Annotated in this window: 25 protein-coding genes; 10 read left to right on the top strand and 15 right to left on the bottom strand. The window is 61.2% G+C overall.

Annotated features, from left to right (window positions below; genetic code table 11):
* Nucleotides 1-101 precede the first annotated feature (101 nt).
* The 6 genes from HMPREF3170_RS02410 to HMPREF3170_RS02385 are packed head-to-tail and all read right to left on the bottom strand — an operon-like array spanning nucleotide 102 to nucleotide 7075.
* On the bottom strand, nucleotides 102-2117 hold the full coding sequence (locus HMPREF3170_RS02410; protein WP_070477523.1) for a choice-of-anchor M domain-containing protein: 2016 nt from the start codon (nucleotides 2115-2117) through the stop codon (nucleotides 102-104).
* A complete protein-coding gene (locus HMPREF3170_RS02405) occupies nucleotides 2114-2956 on the bottom strand; it encodes an anchored repeat-type ABC transporter permease subunit (RefSeq protein ID WP_070477522.1) in 843 nt (280 codons plus the stop codon). Before HMPREF3170_RS02405 ends, HMPREF3170_RS02410 begins: the two co-directional genes overlap by 4 nt.
* Complete coding sequence (locus tag HMPREF3170_RS02400; RefSeq protein WP_070477520.1) at nucleotides 2949-3722, bottom strand: anchored repeat-type ABC transporter ATP-binding subunit; 774 nt, start codon at nucleotides 3720-3722, stop codon at nucleotides 2949-2951. Before HMPREF3170_RS02400 ends, HMPREF3170_RS02405 begins: the two co-directional genes overlap by 8 nt.
* Nucleotides 3719-4630: a choice-of-anchor M domain-containing protein gene (locus HMPREF3170_RS02395; protein WP_141742164.1), complete on the bottom strand. Its 912-nt coding sequence runs from the start codon at nucleotides 4628-4630 to the stop codon at nucleotides 3719-3721. Before HMPREF3170_RS02395 ends, HMPREF3170_RS02400 begins: the two co-directional genes overlap by 4 nt.
* Complete coding sequence (locus HMPREF3170_RS02390; protein WP_246814892.1) at nucleotides 4620-6161, bottom strand: anchored repeat ABC transporter, substrate-binding protein; 1542 nt, start codon at nucleotides 6159-6161, stop codon at nucleotides 4620-4622. Before HMPREF3170_RS02390 ends, HMPREF3170_RS02395 begins: the two co-directional genes overlap by 11 nt.
* The gene (locus tag HMPREF3170_RS02385) at nucleotides 6158-7075 is read right to left on the bottom strand and encodes a TIGR03773 family transporter-associated surface protein (RefSeq protein WP_070477516.1); all 918 of its coding nucleotides are present in this window, start codon (nucleotides 7073-7075) and stop codon (nucleotides 6158-6160) included. The genes HMPREF3170_RS02390 and HMPREF3170_RS02385 overlap by 4 nt, the downstream gene beginning before the upstream one ends.
* A 146-nt stretch (nucleotides 7076-7221) precedes the next feature.
* On the opposite strand from HMPREF3170_RS02385, the gene HMPREF3170_RS02380 reads away from it, so the two are divergent.
* Nucleotides 7222-8298: an HNH endonuclease signature motif containing protein gene (locus HMPREF3170_RS02380; RefSeq protein WP_070477514.1), complete on the top strand. Its 1077-nt coding sequence runs from the start codon at nucleotides 7222-7224 to the stop codon at nucleotides 8296-8298.
* Nucleotides 8299-8347: 49 nt separating this feature from the next.
* Here HMPREF3170_RS02380 and HMPREF3170_RS02375 read toward each other — a convergent pair whose 3' ends face one another.
* A complete protein-coding gene (locus tag HMPREF3170_RS02375; RefSeq protein WP_070363590.1) occupies nucleotides 8348-9202 on the bottom strand; it encodes an alpha/beta fold hydrolase in 855 nt (284 codons plus the stop codon).
* 87 nt (nucleotides 9203-9289) lie between these two features.
* Here HMPREF3170_RS02375 and HMPREF3170_RS02370 point away from each other — a divergent pair, with 87 nt between their 5' ends.
* Nucleotides 9290-10054, top strand: coding sequence for an IclR family transcriptional regulator (locus HMPREF3170_RS02370; protein ID WP_070477512.1), 765 nt, complete (start codon nucleotides 9290-9292; stop codon nucleotides 10052-10054).
* 23 nt (nucleotides 10055-10077) lie between these two features.
* On the opposite strand, the gene dmpG is transcribed toward HMPREF3170_RS02370, so the two are convergent.
* The 4 genes from dmpG to HMPREF3170_RS02350 are packed head-to-tail and all read right to left on the bottom strand — an operon-like array spanning nucleotide 10078 to nucleotide 13802.
* On the bottom strand, nucleotides 10078-11127 hold the full coding sequence (gene dmpG, locus HMPREF3170_RS02365; protein ID WP_070477510.1) for a 4-hydroxy-2-oxovalerate aldolase: 1050 nt from the start codon (nucleotides 11125-11127) through the stop codon (nucleotides 10078-10080).
* A gap of 1 nt (nucleotide 11128) precedes the next feature.
* On the bottom strand, nucleotides 11129-12058 hold the full coding sequence (locus HMPREF3170_RS02360; RefSeq protein ID WP_070363131.1) for an acetaldehyde dehydrogenase (acetylating): 930 nt from the start codon (nucleotides 12056-12058) through the stop codon (nucleotides 11129-11131).
* Nucleotides 12059-12073: 15 nt separating this feature from the next.
* Entirely contained in the window at nucleotides 12074-12859 is a 786-nt protein-coding gene (locus HMPREF3170_RS02355) for a 2-keto-4-pentenoate hydratase (RefSeq protein WP_070363132.1), read from the bottom strand.
* A 13-nt stretch (nucleotides 12860-12872) separates the two neighbouring features.
* Nucleotides 12873-13802, bottom strand: coding sequence for a 3-carboxyethylcatechol 2,3-dioxygenase (locus HMPREF3170_RS02350; protein WP_070363133.1), 930 nt, complete (start codon nucleotides 13800-13802; stop codon nucleotides 12873-12875).
* Between the two features lie 285 nt (nucleotides 13803-14087).
* On the opposite strand from HMPREF3170_RS02350, the gene HMPREF3170_RS02345 reads away from it, so the two are divergent.
* The 8 genes from HMPREF3170_RS02345 to HMPREF3170_RS02310 are packed head-to-tail and all read left to right on the top strand — an operon-like array spanning nucleotide 14088 to nucleotide 20853.
* The gene (locus tag HMPREF3170_RS02345; RefSeq protein ID WP_070477508.1) at nucleotides 14088-15401 is read left to right on the top strand and encodes an aromatic ring-hydroxylating dioxygenase subunit alpha; all 1314 of its coding nucleotides are present in this window, start codon (nucleotides 14088-14090) and stop codon (nucleotides 15399-15401) included.
* A 33-nt stretch (nucleotides 15402-15434) separates the two neighbouring features.
* Complete coding sequence (locus HMPREF3170_RS02340) at nucleotides 15435-15785, top strand: non-heme iron oxygenase ferredoxin subunit (RefSeq protein ID WP_070363135.1); 351 nt, start codon at nucleotides 15435-15437, stop codon at nucleotides 15783-15785.
* Nucleotides 15782-16990 (top strand): NAD(P)/FAD-dependent oxidoreductase, encoded by a 1209-nt coding sequence (locus HMPREF3170_RS02335; RefSeq protein ID WP_070477507.1) that lies wholly within the window; start codon nucleotides 15782-15784, stop codon nucleotides 16988-16990. The genes HMPREF3170_RS02340 and HMPREF3170_RS02335 overlap by 4 nt, the downstream gene beginning before the upstream one ends.
* A 21-nt stretch (nucleotides 16991-17011) precedes the next feature.
* Complete coding sequence (locus HMPREF3170_RS02330) at nucleotides 17012-17596, top strand: aromatic-ring-hydroxylating dioxygenase subunit beta (RefSeq protein ID WP_070477505.1); 585 nt, start codon at nucleotides 17012-17014, stop codon at nucleotides 17594-17596.
* 8 nt (nucleotides 17597-17604) lie between these two features.
* Nucleotides 17605-18426: an SDR family NAD(P)-dependent oxidoreductase gene (locus HMPREF3170_RS02325; protein WP_070477503.1), complete on the top strand. Its 822-nt coding sequence runs from the start codon at nucleotides 17605-17607 to the stop codon at nucleotides 18424-18426.
* Complete coding sequence (locus tag HMPREF3170_RS02320; RefSeq protein ID WP_070477501.1) at nucleotides 18420-20078, top strand: acyl-CoA synthetase; 1659 nt, start codon at nucleotides 18420-18422, stop codon at nucleotides 20076-20078. The genes HMPREF3170_RS02325 and HMPREF3170_RS02320 overlap by 7 nt, the downstream gene beginning before the upstream one ends.
* 13 nt (nucleotides 20079-20091) lie before the next feature.
* Nucleotides 20092-20415: a hypothetical protein gene (locus HMPREF3170_RS02315; protein ID WP_070363140.1), complete on the top strand. Its 324-nt coding sequence runs from the start codon at nucleotides 20092-20094 to the stop codon at nucleotides 20413-20415.
* On the top strand, nucleotides 20416-20853 hold the full coding sequence (locus HMPREF3170_RS02310; RefSeq protein ID WP_070363141.1) for a PaaI family thioesterase: 438 nt from the start codon (nucleotides 20416-20418) through the stop codon (nucleotides 20851-20853).
* Between the two features lie 73 nt (nucleotides 20854-20926).
* Here the strand turns inward: HMPREF3170_RS02310 and rplA are convergent, their stop codons facing one another.
* From rplA to secE, 4 genes are all read right to left on the bottom strand, one after another.
* Nucleotides 20927-21637, bottom strand: a complete 711-nt coding sequence (rplA, locus tag HMPREF3170_RS02305) for a 50S ribosomal protein L1 (protein WP_070477499.1) — start codon at nucleotides 21635-21637, stop codon at nucleotides 20927-20929.
* Nucleotides 21638-21714: 77 nt separating this feature from the next.
* On the bottom strand, nucleotides 21715-22143 hold the full coding sequence (rplK, locus tag HMPREF3170_RS02300) for a 50S ribosomal protein L11 (RefSeq protein WP_070363143.1): 429 nt from the start codon (nucleotides 22141-22143) through the stop codon (nucleotides 21715-21717).
* A 167-nt stretch (nucleotides 22144-22310) separates the two neighbouring features.
* Nucleotides 22311-23228, bottom strand: a complete 918-nt coding sequence (gene nusG, locus HMPREF3170_RS02295) for a transcription termination/antitermination protein NusG (protein ID WP_083290807.1) — start codon at nucleotides 23226-23228, stop codon at nucleotides 22311-22313.
* A gap of 81 nt (nucleotides 23229-23309) precedes the next feature.
* Nucleotides 23310-23633, bottom strand: coding sequence for a preprotein translocase subunit SecE (gene secE, locus HMPREF3170_RS02290; protein WP_070477497.1), 324 nt, complete (start codon nucleotides 23631-23633; stop codon nucleotides 23310-23312).
* Nucleotides 23634-23651 lie beyond the last annotated feature (18 nt).

Genomic DNA, 23651 nt, shown 5'->3' with positions numbered 1-23651 from the left:
TCGACCCCTGGAGAGGGGTACCTTCGGCCCCGAAGGGCGACCGACGGTCTTCGGTGAAACTTGAGCTCGGGTATTACCCGTTCAAACTTCGTTGTGGAACCTTACACGTCTTCTTGCGTGCGCGCAACTCCGCGCAACATCCGCGCCGCCACCACGAACAACGCAATGCCCCCCAGCAGCGCCATCAAGCCAACACCGAGGATGAGCCCGCCCCAGAAACCGCTGGCAGTCACGCCCGTTGCGGGTTCCTCCTGCGCTGCTCCCTGGTCGAAAGATGAGACGATGCCACCGCCACCAGCCTGTATCGGAGCATCCGGGATCGCCCTTCTTGTCGACGTCGGCTTCGCCCCTGTCGCCGTTGCCGCCTTCTGCTTCGGTGCCGACGTTGTTGTGGACTTCTGCGCCGGTTTCTGCGCTGTCGCCTGCTTTGGTGGCGCCTGCTTGGTCGCGGCCTTCGCTTCCGTCGCACGCACAGTACTTATTACAGTGCGCGGTGGCACTGGCTTTGACGGCGCAGTCGTTGCTACTGGCCGTAGCTTGTGGCCGAACTTGCTCAACTCCTCGTCGATTGAGCGGATCCCCTTCGCCAATGCACCCATCCACGTGTCGCTGGTCGCTGCATTGGAGCCGCACGAGTCCAGCTCACGATACCCGCTCGCGTGCTGTTCGCGGGCCGTCGCGATGGCGGCGTCGCCGACCGCGAAGACCGCAACGAGCTCCGCGGAGTCAAACGCGAAAGTCACGGCGTAAAGTCCAGGCTCGATGAATCCGAATGCCTGGTGGTCATGGGCGTTCGCCGGGTAGCTCAGCGTGCGGGACTTGTCGCCGGAGTCCAGCTCGAGCTTCGCGCCCTGCAGACCCTCGTGCCAGGTGTACATACGGCCGGGTCCGGCGACAGCAGTAATGCGGACGGTGGCGGGGGCTGGGTGGTGGGTTGTCGAGAACCCGAGCCATGGCAGGTCCGCCTTCTGCGACTGCGGCAACACCCACATGCGCTCGGGACGGTTGGGGAACGTGTCGCGCAGCGTCGCAGGGATGTCCTGGCGCGCGCGGTCGGGAACCTCGAAGAGGAAGGTGCCGCTGGAGTGTCGCGCGGGGTTGTTGGGGTCGCGGTCGTCGATGAGCGCGGCCTCCCCCGTATCGACGGGCCCCATGTCCATATGCCCGTTCGCGATGAACGCCTCCGGGCGGGTGCGCAGCGCGGCGCAGTGCTTCGCAGCGGGTGCGGGTGCGGGTGCCGGTGCCGCGGTTGTCACTGGTGCTGTTGGTGTTGGTGTTGGCGGTTGCGTCGGTGACGGAGTGGGCGTCGATAGTGCGGGGGTGCGAAGTCCCGTCGTGGTGCCCTCCGGCAAACCGACGTCCGCGTCGGTGCCAACCAGCCAGTACTGGTCGGTCCAGCCGGTGTACTCGGTCTCACCGTTGGTCAGCTCGGCGCGACCCTGCCAACGCAGCTTATAAACGCCGGGCTTCGTAAACGTCCAGTTGAAATGGCCGTGCGCGCCAACCTCATACTCGACGGTGCGCATCTGTTCGTCAGCGCTATTGAAGAGGCGCTCGGCCGGCGAGGCGGCGTTCTTAAAGAAGATCTGCACATCACCCGGACCATCGATGCCCAGCAGGTCGAAGTACATCATGTCGTCTTTGAAGTTGCTTGGCACAGCACCCGGCAGCTCGTGCGCCGGGTCAAATGCACCGATGCCGGACCAGATGGGGCGCCAATCATCGGTAAAATCCGCGTGCTGGGGCGCGAGCCACACCTGACTGCCCGGAGCGCCCAGAAAATCGAGGGAACCATCATCCGGGATGGTGAGGCGGGAGACGTCATTGCCGTCGGCGTCAGCGTCGAGAGGCAGACGGAAGCAGACGTCGCGCTGGTCGGTGACCTGCTGACCGTCAACCGCACCAATGGACAGCTGGCCGTCGAACCGGGTGCCGTACAGCGCGTCATTGTGGGAGTGGTAGAGCAACTTACGCCCGGCACAGGGGTGGTCAAGGTCCTCCGGGAGGACGACGCCATGCCCCGGGTCACCGGGTTGATGCCCGGCAGGCGTGGTCGCGTGCGCCGGGGTGACAGTAAACGCGATCAGCGCAACCACAAGGATGAGTCTGCGGATCATGCCCGCACCCCTTTCCTAGCGAAGAGCCAACTCGCACCGAAGATGGTAGTCACACACAGTACAATCGTTGCGCCGGTCGGCGAGTCAAACGACCACGCCAGCCATACACCAACCACGCTGCCTACCACGCCAATCAGCGCGGCGAGGATCATCATGGTCTCCAGGTTGTCTGTAAACAGTCGCGCGGCGGACGCCGGGGTAACCAACAGTGCCAACACCAGAATGTTGCCGATCGTCTGCACCGAAACCACCACCGCGGCCGTCACACACAGGTACAACACCAAGTCCAGGAGCGCGACGCGCACGTTCATCGCGCGCGCCGTCTCTCGGTCGAGCGCCACCGCGGTCAGCCACGGCCGTAACACCACCACCAGCGACACAATGACAGCACACGTCGCAGCACTGACTATAAGGTCGCGCTCACTCACACCTGTCAGCGAACCAAACAAGAACGAACTCAGCGACGCTGTGTAGCCCTCAACACGCGAAATAATCACCAGGCCAAGCGCGAACGCGGCCGCAAACACAATGCCAATCACCGCGTCCTCTTTCAGCGCACGCCGTTGCGATAGCACTGCAATCAACACCGCCACGATCAACCCGGCAACGGCCCCACCGAGCAGCACCGACACCTGCAGCGCGAACGCCAACGCAACGCCCGGAAACACGGCGTGTGCCACCGCATCCCCGATAAACGCCATACCGCGCAGCACCACAAAACACCCAACGACCGCGCACAACACGGACGCCAACACCGCCGCCGTCAACGCGCGCGGCAAGAACGCCAGGTGTGGGTTGGCCACGTCAGCCAAGAATTGCAGAAACCCGATCTCAAGCACGGGATACCTCTTTCACATGTGTTTGCAGCGCCGCCAGCCATGGCGAATCCGGGCCGACGTCGAACGTGTCCATCCAGGGGCGGGCGTCGTCAAGATCAGCGGGAGCCCCGTCCGCGCCGATGCCACCGCGGAACAGCAGGAGGCGATCACAAGAGTCAACAGCCTCCACGATGTTGTGCGTGGACATCACGATCGCGATTCCGCGGGAAGCCAGCTGACGAAACAGCGCTAGCAGCTGCTCAGTAGACGGGATATCGAGGCCGGTGAACGGCTCGTCGAGGAACAGCGCGCCTGGACGACGCACCAGGGCGCGCGCCACCAATACGCGTTGGCGCTGCCCTCCGGAAAGCGCCGCGATCGGCCGGTGTGCCAGGTCTTGGAGGTTCACAGCTTCGAGTGCTTCCGCCACAGCTTCGTGGTGCTCCGCCTTAGGCCGCGCGTACCACGGGCGCAGGTCAAGCGTGGCGTTCATGACAGCGGACGCGACATCGATCGGGAAATCCCAGGCGACGTCGTGACGCTGCGGGACGTACCCCACCACTTTGCGCACCGCGTGGCCCGTACACTCCCCTACCCGCACCGTTCCGGCTGCGCCGGGAATCAGGCCGAGCGTTGCACGCATCAGCGTGGTCTTCCCCGCCCCGTTCGGGCCGAGCAGCGCGACGAACTGCCCCGCAGGCACAAGAAGATCAACGCCCTCAAACACCGGGCGGCCCGGGTACCCGGCGCGCAAGCCTCGCACCTCTATAAGCGGTTGCGTGCTCACGCGCGACGCTCCTTCCGAGAACGCGCCACTAGAAGCGCCACCAGCGCGAGCACCAACACACCGATCACCCCACCAGCGATCAGCCCCGCATTCAGCGTGCTCTGGCTATCTGCCTGTTCTTCCGACGCAGCACCCTCGCGCCACGGCCCGTTGAACTGCGCGGACTGCGCCGCCGCTACGTCCGTCCCGTCGCCTACAGCCACGCGCACCAACTGCTCGTCCGTGTGAACGGTGCCAGCGTCATCCTTCACCACTGCTCGCACCCCGACCAGGTGCACTCCCGGCTCGGTGAAGACCCAATTGGCGTGGGTATGCGTGTTCGGCTCCACCCACATTGGCTGCACACCCGGCTCAGTAGTCGTCCACAGCAACTGTGGTGCGTGGAACCCGCCCGGTTGCAGGAACAGGGAGAACTCGCCTGGCCCTTCGTGTCCGCCGAACTCCAGGCTCACGCCGTTTCCGGAGTGTTCGAGCAGGCTCGCGGCCTGCGTGTTCCACCCCAGCCACGGCACCCCGGCAACCTCAGTCTGTGGGATCACCCAGACGTCCGCACCTGGCTTTGCGCCGGTGAAGGCGAAGTCGTCGCCGTCGGGGAGGGTTTGCTTCGCGGCATCGGTCACGCGGAACACCACGTCGTCGAGGTGACGCCATACGGGCGGTTGCTGTGTGTCGTCGCGAGCGAGAAATTCAAGGGTATCCCCGTTGAATGTCGCACCTAGGTCGACGTGACCGGCGTCAATAACTGTGTGCTCACCGGCTGGCACAATCGCCTCATCTGCGCTGACCACCTGTTGTAACGCAGGATCGTTGTTGGCGGCCTGCGCATTCGCGATCGCAGGAGTTGCCACGATCACCGCGGCAACCATCAGTGGGGTAATTCGAAGTTTAATTGTTCGCTCATTTCTCATTTCGTGCGAGGCACCTGCGTATCGACGCAGCATTCGCCTCCACAAGGTGTATATAGGTATCGGCTGGCCCAGACCCCGGAGGATCCAATGTGTCGCCCCAGATTGGGCATACCTCTATGCCAAGCCGGGCGGCGGTTTCTGTCAGCACTGTGCTGCGCCCCGCCAACTGTGGTTCCAGGAAGACCGCGGGCACGTGCAGATTCTCCAGTGTGCGGGTGAACGCGATGACATCACGCGGGCTCGGCTCCACGCTGGGGTTTGGCGTGACAAAACCTGCAACTCGCATTCCATATGCCCGCGCGAGGTAGGCGTATCCATGGTGTGTAGTCACCAGGTTGCGTTGTTCCTCCGGAACCGCGGAGACAGACTCGTGCATCATTTCATCCGCTGCGTCCAGTTTTTGCAGGTAGTCGCGGGCGTTTGCCTGGTAGATTTCCGCGTGGCGCGGATCCACCGCAGCCAACTCGTCACGGATTACCTGAACGATCGCTTTCATCGCCCGAACGTCGTGCCACACATGCGGGTCCAGCTCACCATGCACGTGATTGCCCAGCACCGCCTGCGGGAGCAGGTAGGTTTCCTCCCCCGGCGTACCGAGGAATCGGAAGGGGCGCTCCGGAGGGATCGGCTGCAGGGTTGTATTCGGCACTGTGACGGCTACGTTCACTGGATCCATGCGGCCATCGTCATCCGAGTTGAGCACGAGGTGAGCCGCACCTTGCCCATCAAGCTCTGTTGTAATGTCGACGTGCCCCTTCTCCACCGCGTGCAACCCCGGCGTTACCCGCGCGGGATCCTGCCCCACAACGACCGTCACCGTCGACTCCACACTTGCGCGCTCAGGTGCACCGACGGCATCGCGAATATGCGATTCAAACCTCAGCTTGTACACGCCTGGCTTGGAAAATGCCCAGCTCAAGTGAGTATGCGCGTCAACCGGCAGGGTCTTTACGTCACGGCTATCCAGCCCGTCGTGAGAGTTGAACACCACCTCCGGGGTGCCGAAGGTTCCCAGGATGAACGCGAAAGTGGCACCGGGGCCGTCAACATCTACAAGGTGTAAGTCCGCGACTCCCGTCGTCGGGAGCTGTTGGCCCGTATCCACCCGCAACCCGAGCCACACCGCATCTAGGCTCGCGTCCTCCACAAGCGGAATCGGCGCAAACCCGTACCGTTGCGCCTCCTGCGCAAGTGCCACGACCGGAGTCGTGTCACGCACGGTCGCCGCAATCGTATTCGTTAAAGACTGTGGCTCCAACAACAGTCCGTTGGTAAAAATGGCATCCGCATACGCGATGTCGCGTGTGGCATGCAAGCTCGGTTCGTAGCTGTGCGGATCAACCCCACGCGCCATCAGCGTGTGCACATCAGCCACATCACCTGCAACGTTTTGAACCGCATCCGCCAAAACAGGTGTCGACGCCACCACCGACGCCTTCCCCTCTCCCACCGACTGCCCTTCCGGTGCGCTACACGCCCCGAGCAGCGCCACGCACATCAGCACAGCGGCTCGTTGAAAAAACTGGATCACCGGTGGCCACCGAAACCCCACGCTGCGGCGACACGACGGCGCAACGACGCATCCAAACACAACCAACCCGCACCAAAGACAAACACGCCCAAGCCGAGCACAGCCACCGGCAACGTCATCACTGTCGTACCCGTTTCTGCAAGGGCCCCACCGCGTTGCGCGGGAGCAACATCCTGCTGCTGGTGATCTTGTGATTGCAACTGAGTCTCTCCCTGATCAGGCGCTAGATTCGCGTTGCTCGCCGCCACTGGCTGCGCGCACTCGCCCTCCCCGTCAAAGACGGAGCCAAAGTCGAAGTGACCATCGTTCGCGTTACCGGCGCCGCCAATGTCAAAGGTGAGCGTCGCCTCCCCGCTCACCGGCTCGCCATTACTCGTCGTCGCGCTTTGACGAACTGTCACCGTGTAAGTCCCCGGAGCACTGAACATCCAGTTTGGATGCACATGTGAATTCGCAGGAATGGTATGGCTGCCCTGCGCCTGCCCATCCACGCCACGGAACCACTCCTCGCCCACGACCTGACCGAGCCCACCCTGCGTGAACACAAACATGGCACCAGGTCCATCAAAATTTGTAATCTCCCAGGCCACATCCCCAGAAGTGTGCTCAAGCAGCGACGGATGCTGCGTATTCGCTCCAAGCCATGGCACACCGGCTTGCTGAGTTGCACCGATCATCCACGCGGTACCGGCCGGAATTGGCCCAACTGGATTGGAGAGCTGCTGCTTTGCTGCATCACCCAGCCCAAAAACGAGCTCTGCGGGATCGCGCCACTCGGCCGGAACAGTGCGGTCGTCTTTCACCATCGGGTGCAGTGTCGGGTGGCATTCCGCCGCGAAAGCAGGCGTCGACATGGAAAGGAGCAGTAATGTCGCGGCGAGCGCTCGCAGAATCTTGATGACAGAAAATTTCACCTAATGAACATTATTTTCATTAGCGTTCGCATGCAAGTCATACGTTATCCACAGGGCACTTCAGAAAACGCCACACAAGAAGAAGTTATCCACAGGTAGCGTGAAAAGCCTTTCCCAGGCGTTCTGCAACCACATATGTTCAGGTTATGAACTTCAAGACATTCCTAGAATCCATGTCCACGCAGGCACTCGACGTACTGGACGGCTTCGATTACGAAGCCGCCATCGAAGCAGGCGTCGATCCAACACGAGCCCGCGCCTGGCGCCAGCTCCACGACATCTACTTCGGGCCCACAAAATCCCGACAAAAACAGCGACTCGCTACCGAAAAGGCTCGACGCTACGGCTTCTCACTCGACCAACTCGCTATGATCGAACGGCGCTTACGCCCCATCAAGTCCGCGCGAACACGCACCAAACTGCGCCTCGTACTCCTCGATACCAAGGGCACATACAAAAAGCTCAGCGAACGCGCAAAAGCACTTCTTCCGAACAACACCAAGCACCAAAACGACCGCCTCACATTTTCGCCTTCCCGCAATGGGCGCCGCACCATGACGCTCACCACCAACGAGCGCGACCTCGCCGACCTTGAACACGCCCTCACCCAAGACATGGACCCCAAGACGCCACCCACGAAACACATGCTGCGCAGATTCCTCGACATCATACGTGGCGACGGCCGTTCCGTCCCCCACGCAGTCCCCCGACCTCTCTTGCTCATTCCACTCCCCCAGTGGATCCAAATACAGCGCGGCCACGGCGACGAGACCACCCTCACCCTGACCGATGGCACCACCATGACAGGCGCCGAATACCTAAACAGCCACGTCGCCACCACCGAGAACGAGCTCGAAGCCGCCGTCTTCCACCCACAGCACGGGGCAGTCAACCTCTACCGGACACAACGCCTCGCAAATGACAAGCAGCGCGCTCTGGCCCGCGCCGTTACCCCCGGCTGCCCAGTGCCTGGATGCCGCCATGCAGCCGACGCCTGCGAAATCCACCACATCACTGCATGGCAACACGGCGGGGAAACGAACATCAACAACCTGTCGCCATTGTGCCGCTACCACAATCGCGTCAACGACGATGACCCCCAACGAGCACGCCGAGGTCGCATCGAAATTGTGGACGCACAACCGCTCTGGCACTCACCACGCGGCTACTCCGCCCCAAACCCAGTCCACCGACCTGGTGCGATGAAAATGTTGTACACATAGCAAAACGCCCACCACGACGGGGCCGAAGTGGGCGTCGAAAAGCTGCTGACTAGAACTGACGCTTCATCCAGTTCACGATGACCTCATTGAACTCATCAGCCTTCTCAACCTGCGACCAGTGGCCACACTGTGCGAAAAGGTGAGCGTCAGCGGACGGAATTGTGTTCACCAGGTCCCACGTGCGCTGCGGCGTAATCACGACGTCTTGCATGCCGTGCACTAGCAGAACCGGGATCTCGACCTTCGACAGCACGTCGAAGTCGAGTGGAAGCTCGGTACGGTCACGGTCACGCGCCTGCACAACCTCCTGTAGGCGATCAGACGCCGTATCGTTCAGCGCGGACTGGTAGCGCAGCGACACGAGCTCATCGGTGATCAGCGACTTATCCACCACGAACTGCTCGAGCGTGTTGCGGATACCTTCTTCGGTCAGCTTCGGGTTCGAATGACCCTTCAGCGCGCCGGTCAACTTCGCCCCACCGGTGCCCATGGAGATGATGCCCTTCACACGCTCCGGGTGGTCGATGATCATCTGAAAGCCAACCCAGCCACCGAGCGAGTTACCAACAATCCAGGTCTTTTCAATTCCCAGGGCATCCAGCACACGGATTGCGTGCTCAACCCACTCGCGGATACCGTACTTGGTGCCCTCAGCTACGACAGTCTGGCCGTAACCAATGGAGTCAATCGCGATGCATCGTGCGTTCTCGGAGATGGTCGGAAGGTTCAGCCACCAGTTCGCGGCTGCAGTCACGCCCGTGCCGGAGCCGTGGAGGAACAGTACTGGTTCACCCTCGCCGAGATCGTGGTAGTGAGTGAGCTCGCCGGGTGCCGTCTCCAGCCACTTGTCCTCGAGCCCGAAGAATTCGTCAGTCTTGTAATCAGGAATGGAAATTTCAGTCATACAGCCAACATAGCGACGAACCCACGCACACGCCGGAGTGTTCCAGTCCGTGGCACACGATAGACACTATCCGGTTACACTGAGCCTATGGTTCAAGACGCAAAACCAAACTCCATCGACAAGGCGTTCGGCATTCTGAAAGCGTTCAAGAGCGAGGACGTCAACGGGGTTGGCGTTTCAGAGTTAGCCCGGCGCGTCGATCTTCCAAAGTCGACGACGCACCGCCTTCTTAACAAGCTGGTGGAAAATGATGCCGTCCTCAAAGCGAACGAGCTCTATCGGCTCAACCCGGCGCTCGGAATGGCGTCAACACCGGAGGTGTATTCCGAGCAAACCGCTCAGGTATCAGAGTTGCTCACACCATTTTTGGCAGCGCTTTTTGAGCGCACTCGACACACCGTCCACCTTGGACATGTTGAAGGGACGAACGTTCGTTACGCGAACAAGCTCTTTTCCGTCCGTGGTGTGACAGCGCCGTCGCGCATTGGCGGCCTCATTCCCGCTTACGCGACTGGCATTGGCAAAGCAATTATGGCGTACGACGAAACGCTGACCGAGCGCATCATCCGTGAGGGGCTCGCACCATGGACTCCGCACACGATCTCAGACCCGGATGAGCTGCGTGAAACGTTGAAAAAGATCCGCGATGAAAGTATCGCCTACGACCTTGAGGAAATTTCGGAAGGTCTATGCTGCGTCGCCTGCCCGATTTTCGGCACCGAGGGCGTACCGATTGCCGCGATGAGCGTTTCCTTTCCCGCAGAAGACTTTCAGCCCAAAACAGTAATCCCGGTCCTCAAAAAGATTTGTGGATCCGGGACTCGTGCGTGGAGAGCGAAGCACGCGGGATAAACCCGCATACGCGCTCTACTTCGCTACTTCTGCTTTGCCAGGTCGATTGCGACGTCGATAATCATGTCTTCCTGACCACCGACGTAACCACGGCGACCGACTTCTTCCAGGATGGTCGCTGCAGGCACACCATAGCGTTCCGCGGCGCGCTGCGCGTGGAGCAAGAAGGAGTTGTAAACGCCAAACTCACCCTGGACGATGGAGCCACGGTCCATCATTGGGAGACGCTCGACCATTGGCTTCAGGATGTCTTCAGCGGCGTCACGAAGCTTGGCTTGATCAACATTGCCGATGTCAATGCCGGTGCGGTTGAACACCGTGGCTAACACCTCGATCGGTGCGTTACCGGCGCCAGCACCAAGCCCATACAGGGTGCCGTCAATTTGGCGAGCACCATTGACTACAGCGAGCAACGAGTTTGCAACCCCGAAACCGAGGTTCTGGTGTCCGTGGAAGCCGACCTGTGCGTCGTCGCCAATCTCTTCAACGACTGCCTTGACGCGGTCCGCGGCCTGGTTCATCACTAGGTAGCCGGCGGAGTCGACCACGAAGACGCACTGACAGCCGGCATCGACCATGATGCGGGCCTGCTTCGCAAGCTCTGCTGGTGGGATGCGGTGTGAAAGCATCAGGAAGCCACCGGTCTCAAAACCAAGCTCCCGTGCTGCCTGGAAGTGCTGGATCGAAATATCTGCCTCGGTGCAGTGAGTGGCAACGCGCACGATGGATGCGCCCGCACTCTTTGCTTCTTTGAGGTCCTTTACGGTACCCAGGCCTGGAAGCATCAGTGCGGCAATCTTCGCATTCTTGACTTCTTCGACTGCGGCTTCGATGAGTTCGATGTCGCGGGTGTGGGAGAAGCCGTAGTTGAAGGAAGACCCGCCAAGCCCGTCGCCGTGAGTGACCTCGATCATTTCGACGCCGGCGTCGTCAAGCGCGCGGGCGATCTTTTTCACCTGGTCTTTGGTGTACTGGTGGCGTACGGCGTGGGATCCGTCACGCAGGGTCGTGTCGTTGAGGCGGATTTTGTGTGTCGGGATGCCATCGATGACATCGCTCGCAACCGTGTTCATACTATGCTCCTTGCTTCTGCGCCGACACGAGCTCGGCGTACTTGTTTGCGGTGGCAATTGCTGCCGATGTGATGATGTCGAGGTTGCCGGCGTAGTCCGGCAAGAAGTCGCCTGCCCCTTCTACTTCGATGAGGACGGAAACACGACCGAGTCCGTTCCAGTCGTCGCGGGCTTCTTCGAACTGTGGATCCGCGGTGAGGCGGTAGCCCGGTACGTACTGCTGCACCTTCGCTGCCATTTCTTTGATGGACGCGGCGATCTGGTCTTGCAGTTCGCCAGGAGCCGCGGCTTCTGGAGGAAGGGCACAGTAGACAGTGTTGCGCATCATCATTGGTGGCTCGACGGGGTTGAGGATGATGATGGCTTTTGCGTGTTTCGCGCCAGCGAGTTGTTCGAGGGCGGCGGCAGTGGTTTCGAGGAACTCGTCGACGTTAGCGCGGGTGCCAGGACCCGCGGACTTCGAGGAGATCGACGCAACGATCTCCGCGTATTCGACGTCTACGATGCGGGATACTGCCGCGACAATCGGGGTGGTGGCCTGACCGCCACAGGTAATCATGTTCACATTGTCGACGGTTTCGAGCTCATCCAGGTTGACCGATGGGCAGAAGAATGGGCCGACGGCCGCCGGGGTGAGGTCGATGGCGCGGATGCCTGCTTCGCGGTAGCGCGGTGCGTTTGCCGCGTGTGCGCCCGCCGAGGTTGCTTCAAAGACGAGGTCTGGAAGCGGATCCTGTTGCAGGAGCCAGTCGACGCCTTCGTGGGAGGCCGCGATGCCGTTTTCGCGCGCACGCTTGAGGCCTTCCGATTCTGGATCGACGCCGACCATGTAGCGCAGATCAATGTTGGATTCGTTGTTCAAAAGCTTCATCATCAGGTCGGAGCCGATGTTGCCCGATCCGACGATGGCTGCTGTCATTTTCTTTTGCATTGTGGTGCTCCAAACCTATTTAAACCGGACGTCGATGGCCCCGTATGGGCCGTAGGATACTGCGAGGTGTTGGCCTGCTTTGAAAGCGACTGCGCCGCAGAAGCTACCGGTAAGCACGATGTCACCGGCGCGCAGGGCGGTGCCTTGCTCGTCGAGAATGCCTGCGAGCCACGGCAGCGGGAGCAGCGGGTCGCCCATCACATCCTTGCCGACGCCCTCTCCGACAACTTCGCCGTCGAGCGTCATCGTTGCGTGGACTGTTGCAGCTTCCTCCAGGTCGAGATCGAGCGGGGTCGGGTCCCACACGATGGCGCCGAACGAAGCGTTGTCGGCGATGGTGTCGACAAGGCGGATGTCCCAGTCACGGACTCGTGAGTCGATGATTTCGACGGCAAGGTGCGCGGACTTGACAGCCTTGCGGGCCTCTTCGAGTGTCGCGCCCGGTTCAAGGTCCTTCCCGAGCACGAACGCGAGTTCCGGTTCGACCTTCGGGGAGATGAAGCGGTCGACTGCAATGTCGGTGCCGACTTCGTAGAGGTCGGCGTCGGTAAAGAACCCGAAGTCTGGGCTATCGACCCCCAGCTGCTGCTGCATTGCGAGTGAGGTCAGACCAACCTTGCGCCCGATAACTTTGTGTCCGCGGGCAACGAAGTCTTTTTCCTGGATCTGTTGGATTGCGTAGGCGTCGGCGATGTCAAGGTCGGCGACGACGGTGCGCGGTGGCGCGATCGGCTCGCAGGACGGGTACGCGGCGAGCAGGTCGTTTGCGATGGTACGCAGGGAGTCCTCACGGCTACTCATCTATCTGTCTCTCCTATGATGCGATGACCAGGCCGAAGCCTGCGACGAACTCTGGGATTGGGCGGTAGAACGTGAACTCGGCGTTGACTCCACCGTTGGCGGCGGTCAGCGCGGAAAACGCCGCAACCCAGGTACGCACCTCGTGCGAGGAGTGACCGGCTTCGTCGTCCATGGTGTCGGCGTCGTAGGCGTCGAATCGCGTCGATTCGCCGGAGATGCAGTCCGCCATGAACTTTTCGTCCCACTCTGGGTTGATGTCGATGATTCCTGCGTTTGCGGCACCTTCTTTGCCGGCGGCGATGACGCGAGCTTCACGAGCGTCGCGGTCGGCCTGGTCCGGGTGGCCGTGGAGCATGAAGTGCTTCTGCGCGTCGGTTGCGGATGCCCAGCGTGGAAGCGGCGGGTCGTGGGACAGACCACCGGAGGCAACCATCAGCACCTTCTTATCCTGGGCCTTCGCCCACTTGCCGACGGCCTCCCCCATCACACGGATGCGCTGCATCGCGGTGAACGGTCGGGCGACTCCGTTGACGAAGATCGGGATGACTGGCTTGGCGGTCAGGGAGCCGAAGAGCAGCTCGACAGGCTGTGCGCCGCCGTGGTCGAGAACCATCTGGCGGGAGATTGCCATGTCGACGTCCTGGTCGATAACGAATTGCGCGAGCTCTTCTGCGGCTGACTCGGGCACGTCGAATGGGCCAGGCGTAGTGAGGTAGTCACCCATCGATTCTGCTTGTAGGCCTACACAGAACGGGGGCATCAGGGTGTAGAAGAACCCGTTGAAGTGGTCCGGCGTGAAGACGATGACCAGATCTGGGTCATATTCTTCCGCGGCTTTGCGGGCTTTTGCGAATGCGTCTTGCAGCGCCTCGTTCACCTCTGGTTTTGGCTCGTTGATGCCGAGCAGCGGGCTGTGGGACAGCGCAATAAGTTTTACGCTCATGGTGGCCTCCTCCGGGGCTGGGTTTATCAGCTGTCACATCTGACTGTAGAAGTAGCGCATCACACTCCGCACCCTCGTTCCGGGTTTTGGAACACTAAACCACATACTCAAAAGCAAGAATGCCTGGACTACCCTCGTTCCCTACCCCCGTTCCACAGATTCTGTTCTATTCACTGGAACACTTACGCGAACATAACTGCCCCCATGTAGCTTAAGAATTGTGTGAAGCAAAGAACGCTTCAGAAGTAATTGTGCTTTCTATCACTAGGTGCGAAGGAGTTACCTATGGCAACGCCACCAAAGTCCGGCTTACAGCGGCCGGCAGAATTGGATCAGTGCATCGACGTCAGTGGCATGGTCGACCCTGAAGGTGGCCTGGTAGATCGTCGAGTCTTTACGGACGAGGCCGTCTACAAGCAGGAAATGTCGCGTATTTTTGCCCGTTCCTGGCTGTTTATCGCCCACGAGTCGCAGTTCCAGAAGCCGGGCGATTTCTTCCAGACGTACATGGGCGAGGACCCGGTCATCGCGACGATGAACAAGAAGCGCGAAATCCGCGTGCTGCTCAACAGCTGCCGTCACCGCGGTGCCCGCGTGTGCCGCGCCGACCAGGGCCGCACGAAGATGTTTACCTGTACGTACCACGGCTGGGCGTACGACCTCGACGGTAACCTCGTCAACCTTCCTGGCAAGGAGCAGTACGACGAGAACTTCTCCCAGGACGACTGGCCGCTGGTCACGGTGCCACGCGTGGAGTCCTACAAGGGCCTCATCTTCGCGAACTGGGACGAGAACGCCGAGCCGCTCGAGGATGCGCTTGGTGATATGCGCTGGTACATCGACGCATTCATGGACCGAGACCCTGAAGGCACCTACGTCGTTGGTGGCGTCACTAAGTGGGTGCTCGACGGCAACTGGAAGTTGGCAGCGGAGCAGTTCGCTACTGACTGGTACCACGTCAACATGTCGCATGCCTCTGCGCTGATGGTGATGTCCCCGTCGGGCAAGGGCCCGAAGAAGGAGATCGCGGAGCGCACCGGTGTGCAGTACCACGACGACCACGGCAACGGCGCGGGCTTCCCAGTCCACCCGAAGAACCGTTTCGACGCCCAGCCGGTCCACGAGTACTACGACTACGACTTCTTGCGCGAGCGGCTCTCCCCTGAGCAGGTGATGGGCCCGATGACGAACGGCCACGCAACCGTGTTCCCGAACTTCTCCTACCTTCCGGTGAATGGCTCGATCCGCGTCTGGCACCCGAAGGGCCCGAACAAGATGGAAGTTTGGGCATGGACTGTCCTGGACCGTTCGATGCCGGAGGATGTGGCTCGCGCGCAGCGCCTGTACAACCTGCGCACTTTTGGCCCGTCGGGCATCTTCGAGCAGGACGACGGCGAGAACTGGTCTGAGTGCCAGTCCATCGCGCATGGCTTCATGGTTGGCAACACCCCGCTGAACTACCAGATGGGTATGGCCACGGTCGGCGAACGTGAAGGGTTCCCCGGCACTACATCCGAACTGTATTCAGACGCTGCTGGTCGTGCGCTGTACCGCCGTTGGCGCGAACTGATGTCGACCCCAGCTTGGCACGAGAAGTAAACCAAACACACCCTCGAAAGGAACCGAATTACCATGGCTGAACCAGTAAAAGTTGCTGACCTGGACGATCTCGAGCAGGAGGAAGGCTTCCTGGTCACGGAGGAAATGTCGGGATACGACAAGCCGATTGCACTCTTCCGCACCGAAGACGATGAGGTGTACGCCCTCGACGATATTTGCACCCACGAAATCGCCCACCTGTCTGACGGCTGGGTCGACGGCACAATGGTTGAGTGCCCGGTGCACTCCAGCCAGTTCTGCATGAAGACTGGCGCGGTGCAGTGCATGCCAGCGACCGAGGACACCAACACGCACAAGGTTGAGCTGCGTGGCGAAGAAGTCTGGCTCTACCCAGGCGTGCCTGCTGAAGGAGCCGACAAGTGAGCAGCACGACAATCGTAGGCGGCGGAATCGGCGGCTTTACCGTCGCTGATGAGCTGCGCAGGAACGGTTACACCGGTGAGATCACGATCATTGATCCGCTTGGTGTTCCGTACGACCGCCCACCGCTGTCCAAGGACTACCTGACCAACGAGAAGACGCGCGCTGAGATTGAGTTCCGCCCGGCGGAGTGGCTCGAGGAAAACAGCATTGTGCTGAAGCAAGCCACCGTTGAGCGCGTTGAGGCGCAATCGAAGAAGCTGGTGCTGGAGGGCGGTGAGGAGGTTGCGTACGACAACCTCGTGATCGCCACTGGTGGTACTGCTCGTCGCGGCAGTGCGCCGGGCTTCGACAGCGACAACGTCGTGGTGCTGCGCACTACTGAGGACGCTGACAAGCTGCGCTCGCTGATCGGCCCAGGCAAGAAGCTTGGCATCATTGGCGCTGGCCTTGTTGGTGCAGAGGTCGCGTCCTCTGCACGCAAGCTGGGCGCGGACGTGGTACTCATCGACCCTGCACCGGTATCCCTGGTCCCTGCTGTCGGCCCTGAGCTGGCGCAGCGCCTCCACGACATGCACGCGGAAAACGGCGTGGAGTTCATCAACGCGATGACCTCTAGCATCGAGGAGTCTGACGGCAGGTTCCACATCGGCCTCGACGGCCACGACGCCGTCACGGTTGACGCTGTGTTGCTGTGTATCGGCATCATCCCGGAGACGGTCCTCGCCGAATCCGCTGGTCTGGAGACCGATAACGGCATCCTGGTGGATGAGCAGCAGCGCACGTCGAACTCCTCCATCTGGGCTGTGGGCGACTGCGCCCGCACCCGCCTCGAGGATGGCACGCTACTTCGCCGCCACGAGCACTGGGACTCCGCAATCCAGGAAGCAAAGACAGCCGCCGCCTCAATTATCGACGGCCCATCTCCGAAACTTTCCGCGTCCTGGTTCTGGTCCGACCGCTACGGCATCCACGTTGAGGGCACCGGCGACATGACTATCCCTGGCGAAACCATCATCCGCAATGACGCGGAGGGTCGCCCGGCCGTCGCGTTGCGCCTCGACGAGAACGGCGCCTTGGTTGGCGCGGCAGCAATCGAAGATTCGATGGCTGTTCGTGCGGCACGTCGCATCATCGACCGCGGTATTGCCGTCGATAAGGACAAGCTGGCTGACGCATCGATTCCTCTGAAGAAACTTGCTCGATAGCTACAAGAAAGGAATGGACTCGTGACTGACTTTCTACGTCGCGACGACGTGACCCCCGGGGAGCGAGTGGACCAAACCACCTACTTCGATCTCCAAAACATGTACTACGACGAAGCCGCCCTCCTCGATGAGGGACGCTACGTCGACTGGCTGACCCACTTCGACGAAGACCTCTTCTACTGGGCACCAACCCGCACGAACCGCCTCCGCCGCGAGCAGGCCCTCTCCATTTCGGACGAGGGCGGCCCGGCCTTCTACGACGAAACCTACGACTCGCTAGCGTGGCGCATCCGCCGCTTCGACTCCGGCATGGCGTGGGCTGAAGACCCGCCGTCGCGTACGCGCCACCTGATCACGAACCTGATCGCACGGCACGTCACCGTCGGTGAAGGCGCCGACGCCGTCGAGGCGCTCGAGGTCCGCACCAACTTCTACGTCTGGCGCACTCGCCTCGAGCGCGAGCAGGACCAGTTTGTGGGCACCCGCACCGACCTGCTTCGCCCCGCGAAGGACGGTGAGGACGGCCCGAAGTGGAAGGTCTTTGACCGCCGCATCCTGCTCGACATCAACGTTCTGAACTCCAAGAACATCTCTACCTTCTTCTAAGGGCCGACATGCTACAAGGACAACACGTACTTATTACTGGTGGTGGCTCCGGACTTGGGGCAGCGCTGGCGAAGCGCTTCGTTGAAGAAGGTGCGCGCGTAGCAGTTGTGGACATCTCGCTCGAGCGATGCGAAAGTGTCGCCGACGAGATCGGCCGCGAGCACGTCCTGCCGCTCGAGGCGGACGTGACCGACACACACTCGCTGCACAAAGCCGTCGACGCTGCCGTGGCGGAGTTCGGATCCCTGGACACCGTCATCGCAAACGCTGGCATCTGGGACTACAACCGTTCCATCACCCGTCTCAACGGCGAAGAGATGAGCGCCATTTTTGACGACGTCATGAACGTCAACCTCAAGGGCTACCTGCTCACCGCGGAAGCTACGTGGCGTCACTTGCTAGCGTCGAACGGTTCGCTGATCTTCACGCTGTCCAACGCATCGACCTACGCGGCCGGCGGCGGGCCGGTCTACACCGCAAGCAAGCACGGTGCCGAAGGCATGATGCTTGAGCTGGCGTACGAGCTCGCCCCGAAGATCCGTGTCAACGGTGTCGGCGTTGGCGGCATGCGCACGAACCTATCCGGCCCCGCGTCCGCTGGCCTGGATGACCGGAAGTTCTCCGACATCATGGACAAGCGCGGCGACGGCGGCAACCCATACCTACCGCTCCACGACATTTCTACTGACCCCTATGCATTCACCGGGCCGTACGTGCTGTTGGCGTCCAGGAAAGACGGCGCGAACATCACCGGCGAAGTGATCAAGATTGATGGCGGAATCGCGGCTCGCGGTTTCGCTAAGACTGCCGGAGGCGACAACCTATGTTAATTCGCGGTGTTGAGCACGACGCAAACACTCTCGACGTCAGCCCTTGCTTCCAAGTACAGCGCCACGCTGACTGGCAGCCAGAACGCTTGGCGATGGCCTACGAAGGCCAAGAAATCAATTACGGTGAGTTCCGTGACACCGTAGTCCGCTGGGCGGCCCAGCTGAAGGAAGCTGGCGTGAATCCGGGCGATCGCGTCGCTTACTTCGGTATGAACTCCAGCTCCTTCATGTATGGCATGTTCGCGTCCTGGTGGATCGGCGCAGTGTTCATGCCTGTGAACTTCCGCCTGGCTGCGGGCGAAGTCTCGCAGCTGCTGGCGATGGGCAGCCCGAACAGCATCATCGTGGAGGGCACGTTCCTCGACGAGGCAAAGCGCATCTACGGCGTGGAGCGCCACCATGTCCTCGTTGTCGATGACGACGAGGCCGCCCCACCAGAGAGCGACATCCCGCTGTACTGGTCGCGGACCTCGCAAAGCTCCGAGTACGAAACCGTGGCGGTGGAAAAGCCGACGCCACGCACCATGTCTGACTTGGCGCTGCTGCTGTTCACATCCGGCACGACTGGCCTGCCGAAGGGCGCCCAGATCACGTTCGGCAACCTGTGGTGGAACCAGATCAACGTGGACACAGCGATCGACAGCCGCATCGGCGACGCGACGCTCGCGTCCGCCCCGCTGTTCCACGTCGGCGCGCTGAACTCCTTCGCGGTGCGCGCCTTCGGCCGCGGCAACTCGGTTGTGGTGCACCGTACCTTCGACCCAGCCCGCATCTTCAAGGACGTCGCCCAGTACAAGATCGGTTCGGCGTTCCTCGTGCCGGCACAGCTCGAGGCAATGGCACAGCACGACGAGTTCGCTGACTCCGACCTTTCTAGCCTCCGCGTCATCATCTGCGCAGGCGCCCCGGTGCCACCGCGGCTGATCCGCACGTACTGGGAGCAGAAGGACTCCGTCGTCCAGCAGGCGTGGGGCCTCACCGAGACCTCCCCATTCGCCACCTACCTCCCACCGGCCAGGACCATGGAGAAGCTCGGCTCCTGCGGCATCCCCATGGCGCACACCGAAGTCAAACTGATGGACACCGAAACCGGGCAGCACATCAAGGAACCAGGCGTTCCCGGCGAGATGTGGGTGAAGGGCCCAAACGTGGCCGTCGGCTACTGGAACAACCCTGAAGCAACCCAGAAGGCGTACACCGGTGGCTGGTTCCACTCCGGTGACATTGGCTACTTCGACGAGGACGGATACTTCTTCATCGTCGACCGCCTCAAGGACCTGATCATTTCCGGCGGAGAGAACGTCTACCCCGCCGAGGTGGAGCGCGTCCTCGCCGAACACGACGACATCCTGGCCAACTCCGTCATCGGTATCCCCGACGAGCGCTGGGGCGAAGCCGTCGTCGCCGTCTTGCAAGTCAAGAACGGCAAGGAACTCACCTTGGAAGAAGTCCGCAACCACTGTGCGAACTACCTGGCACGTTACAAGCTACCAACGCGCGTTGTGCACGTGGACGAAATCCCACGCAACCCGGCAGGCAAGATCAACAAGATCCAGCTACGCCAGGAAGTGCGCGCGATGTTCGGCGAGAATCCCGAGACTGCCAGCCAGTCCGTCGTATCATCGCAAAATCAGCCCGACGCGCAGAAGTAAGGAGGCGGAAACGATGCTCGACTACCGCAACATCACCAAATCGCCGCTGAAGCACACGTACCCGTACGGCACCACGGACACCGTGGTGGACCTTGGGACTACCGCGGAAATCAAGGAGACCGTGGCTGAGGTGTTCAAACAGCAGCCGGAGTGCCGGCGCGTCATTGTGCCTGTGCCTGTCGGCGACACCGACGGCGTCATCGCTGCGGAGGAGGCCGGGCTGCGGTACGTCTTGGACGTCACCCAGCGTGATGGCCAAGAGTTCTCTCTCCTGGTTGCTGAACCCGACTGGGTCACCAACCAATCCATGGATATCGACGGACTGGAGTTGAAATAAATGGCCGAACTTAACGAGTTCCAGAAGCGCTGGGCGCACTTCTACCGCGAGGACGGCGGCGTCCAAGACGTGGCACAGACCTTGCGCGTTTACGCCATCGACGGCAACAAGGACCAGGTCAAGCTCGGTATGCCGCTGCACAAGGCAATCGCCCAGCCGGCCGGCATGTTCTCTGCCCCGGCGCTGTTCGGCCAAGCCGACTTGTGCGGCACCTGGCTGGCGATGCAGCAGGTACCAGAAGGCGTATTCCCGCTCGCTGTCTCGGTAGCTGGCAACGTGGTGTCCAACACCAAGGAGGGTGACGCCATCGCTACCGCCTCCATCGTGAGGGCGGGTCGCACCATCATCGTTGCGGACGTGGAGACACACTCTGAGGTCACAGGCGCCATTCTGTCGAAGTTCACCTTCACCTACTCGGTGCCGCGCCCCAAACAGTAACCAAGACGCAAGAGTAGAAAACACCCCAGTCGACGAATCGACTGGGGTGTTTTGCGTAGTAAAACGCCGAAGCTTACGCCTTCTTAGCGAAGTTCTTCACAACGTTGGTGTCCACTGGGACGCCAGGGCCCTGCGTTGCGGAGACGGTGACCTTCTTCAAGTACACGCCCTTCGCAGATGCCGGCTTGAGGCGCAGCACCTCGTCGAGCAGAGCGCCGTAGTTCTCGGCCAGCTGCTCAGCGGTGAAGGAAGCCTTACCGATCAGCGCGTGCAGGTTCGAAGCCTTGTCCACGCGGAACGCGATCTTGCCGCCCTTGGTCTCTTCGATCGCCTTCGCGACGTCGGTGGTGACGGTGCCGGTCTTCGGGTTCGGCATGAGGCCACGTGGGCCCAGGACGCGAGCGACGCGGCCAACCTTCGCCATCTGGTCCGGGGTCGCGATTGCGACGTCGAAGTCGATGTTGCCGGCGTTGATCTGCTCGATCAGTGCGTCGGTGCCGACGATGTCAGCGCCTGCAGCCTCAGCCTTGGTTGCGTTCTCGCCCTCTGCGAACACAGCGACGCGGACGGTCTTACCGGTGCCGTGTGGCAGGTTGACAGTGCCGCGGACCAGCTGGTCAGCCTTGCGAGGGTCGACGGACAGACGCATTGCGACGTCGATGGTGGCGTCGTAGTTCTTGGAGGAGGTCTCCTGTGCCAGCTTGACGGCGTCGAGCGGGTGGTAGAACGCGTCGCGGTCGACCTTTGCCAGCGTCTCGTTGTAGCGCTTGGACTTCTTAGCCATGTTGATTTCCTTTCAGAAAATGGTGTTGTCAGGAAATGTGGTACGCGCCTGGCCGGCGCTCCCACAGACGGTGAGAATTACTTCTCGACCGTGATGCCCATCGAGCGGGCGGTACCAGCGATGATCGCGGCGCCAGCCTCGATGTCGCGGGCGTTGAGATCCTTCTTCTTGGTCTCGGCGATTTCCTTGCACTGATCCCAGGTGACAGAGCCAACCTTCTGGGTGTGCGGGACGCCGGAGCCCTTCTTCAGACCAGCTGCCTTCAACAGCAGGGATGCAGCCGGTGGGGACTTCAGGATGAAGTCAAAGGAGCGGTCTTCATACACGGTGATTTCAACCGGGATGATGTTGCCGCGCATGGACTCGGTTGCAGCGTTGTATGCCTTGGTGAACTCAACGATGTTCACGCCGTGTGCACCCAGCGCAGGACCAACCGGCGGAGCCGGGTTTGCCATGCCAGCCTCGATCTGCAGTTTGATCAGGCCAGTGACCTTCTTCTTAGCCATCGAATTACCTCAATTCCTTGGTACAGTGCCGCCTGCCACGATGACGGCAGGAACACTTCCGGATGCCCCGCTTGACGGAGCCACCGGGGAGAACGAAAAAACGTCGCGGGCCTTACGGCACACGCGACGTTCAACCTTACGCCCCCACTAGGCTCAAACGCAAACGGTTACATGATGCGTTCGATCTGGTCAGCGGTGAGCTCGACTGGTGTTTCGCGGCCGAAGATGGACACGAGCGCCTGGATCTTGCCGGTCTCCTCGTCGATCTCTGAAATGGTGGCGGACACGGACGCCAGGGCACCGGACAGGATGGTGACGGCTTCGCCGACCTTGTAGTCATGGTCGATCTTCTTCGGCGCTGCTTCTTCCGGCATCGCGACGACGGTCTCGCCTTCGGCGTTCGGCTTGGTGTCCTCGCCGGTGGCTGGCTCAGCCTTCGGCATCAGGAACTTCGCCACGTCGCGGTGCTTGACCGGGGTAGCGTTGCCCTCGTTGCCCACGAAGCTGGTTACGCCCGGGGTCTCGCGTACGACGGACCACGCGGCGTCGTTCATGTCCATACGGACCAGGACGTAGCCCGGCAGCAGCTTGCGCTTGACGAGCTTCTTCTTGCCGTCCTTGTTCTCGATGGCCTGCTCGATCGGCACGACGACATCGTAAATGGAGTCCTCCACCTCGAGCGTCTGGATACGCATGTCGAGGTTGGTCTTCACTTTGTTTTCGTAGCCGGAGTAGGACTGGATGATGTACCACTGGCCCGGCAGCTTCTTCAGCTCACGGACGTACTTGCGCAGGCGCGCGCGGTACTCGGAGTCATCGTCAGCCTCCGAAGCACCCGAAGCCTCAGCGCCCTCAGCGAGCGGCGACTCGGCCGCGGTGAGGTCGCCCTCCTGCACCGGCTCCTCGACAGCCTCAACGGCCTCGTCTGCCTCTGCAGCGGCCTCTTCTATCTCCGGATCGGTGGCCTCGGTGACGGCGCCGCCTTCGGCGACCATTTCCTCTTCGGCTTGCAGTTCGGTTTCCTGCTCAGTTGCTTCGATGTCGGCGTTTTCCAGGTTTTCCAGGTTTTCCGGCTCGGTGGTCATGGTGTTTCTCCTTGGTGTGGCAAAAACTAATCCCGCCTTACCTCGAGGTTGAGGTGGCGGGACAATCACTTGTTGTTCATGTTAGCGGATGAATACCCATTGCATCAACATGGTGCCGAGGCGGTCGGTCCCCCACACGAGTGCGGTGAGCACGATGAGGAACGCGAATACCACGAGGGTGTAGTTGAGCATCTGGTTTCCGGTTGGCCAGATGACTTTGCGCATTTCCTGGACGACTTCGCCCGGGAACGCGCCTGGGCCGCCGCCGAGGGACTCTTCGCGGTCCTCTTCAGGCTTTGCGGGGGTGTGCTTCGCTTCGTAGGAAGCGGATGAAACAGAGGAAACCCCGCGCAGCTGGCGCTTGCCGGTGGGCTGTGCTGGGTTGTGTTCTTGCGGATTAGTCAAAAGAACTCCTCTAACTAC

The organism is Corynebacterium sp. HMSC08D02 (assembly GCF_001807505.1).
GTDB classification, from domain to species: domain Bacteria; phylum Actinomycetota; class Actinomycetes; order Mycobacteriales; family Mycobacteriaceae; genus Corynebacterium; species Corynebacterium pseudogenitalium.
This window is presented reverse-complemented; position numbering and strand designations above follow the sequence as displayed.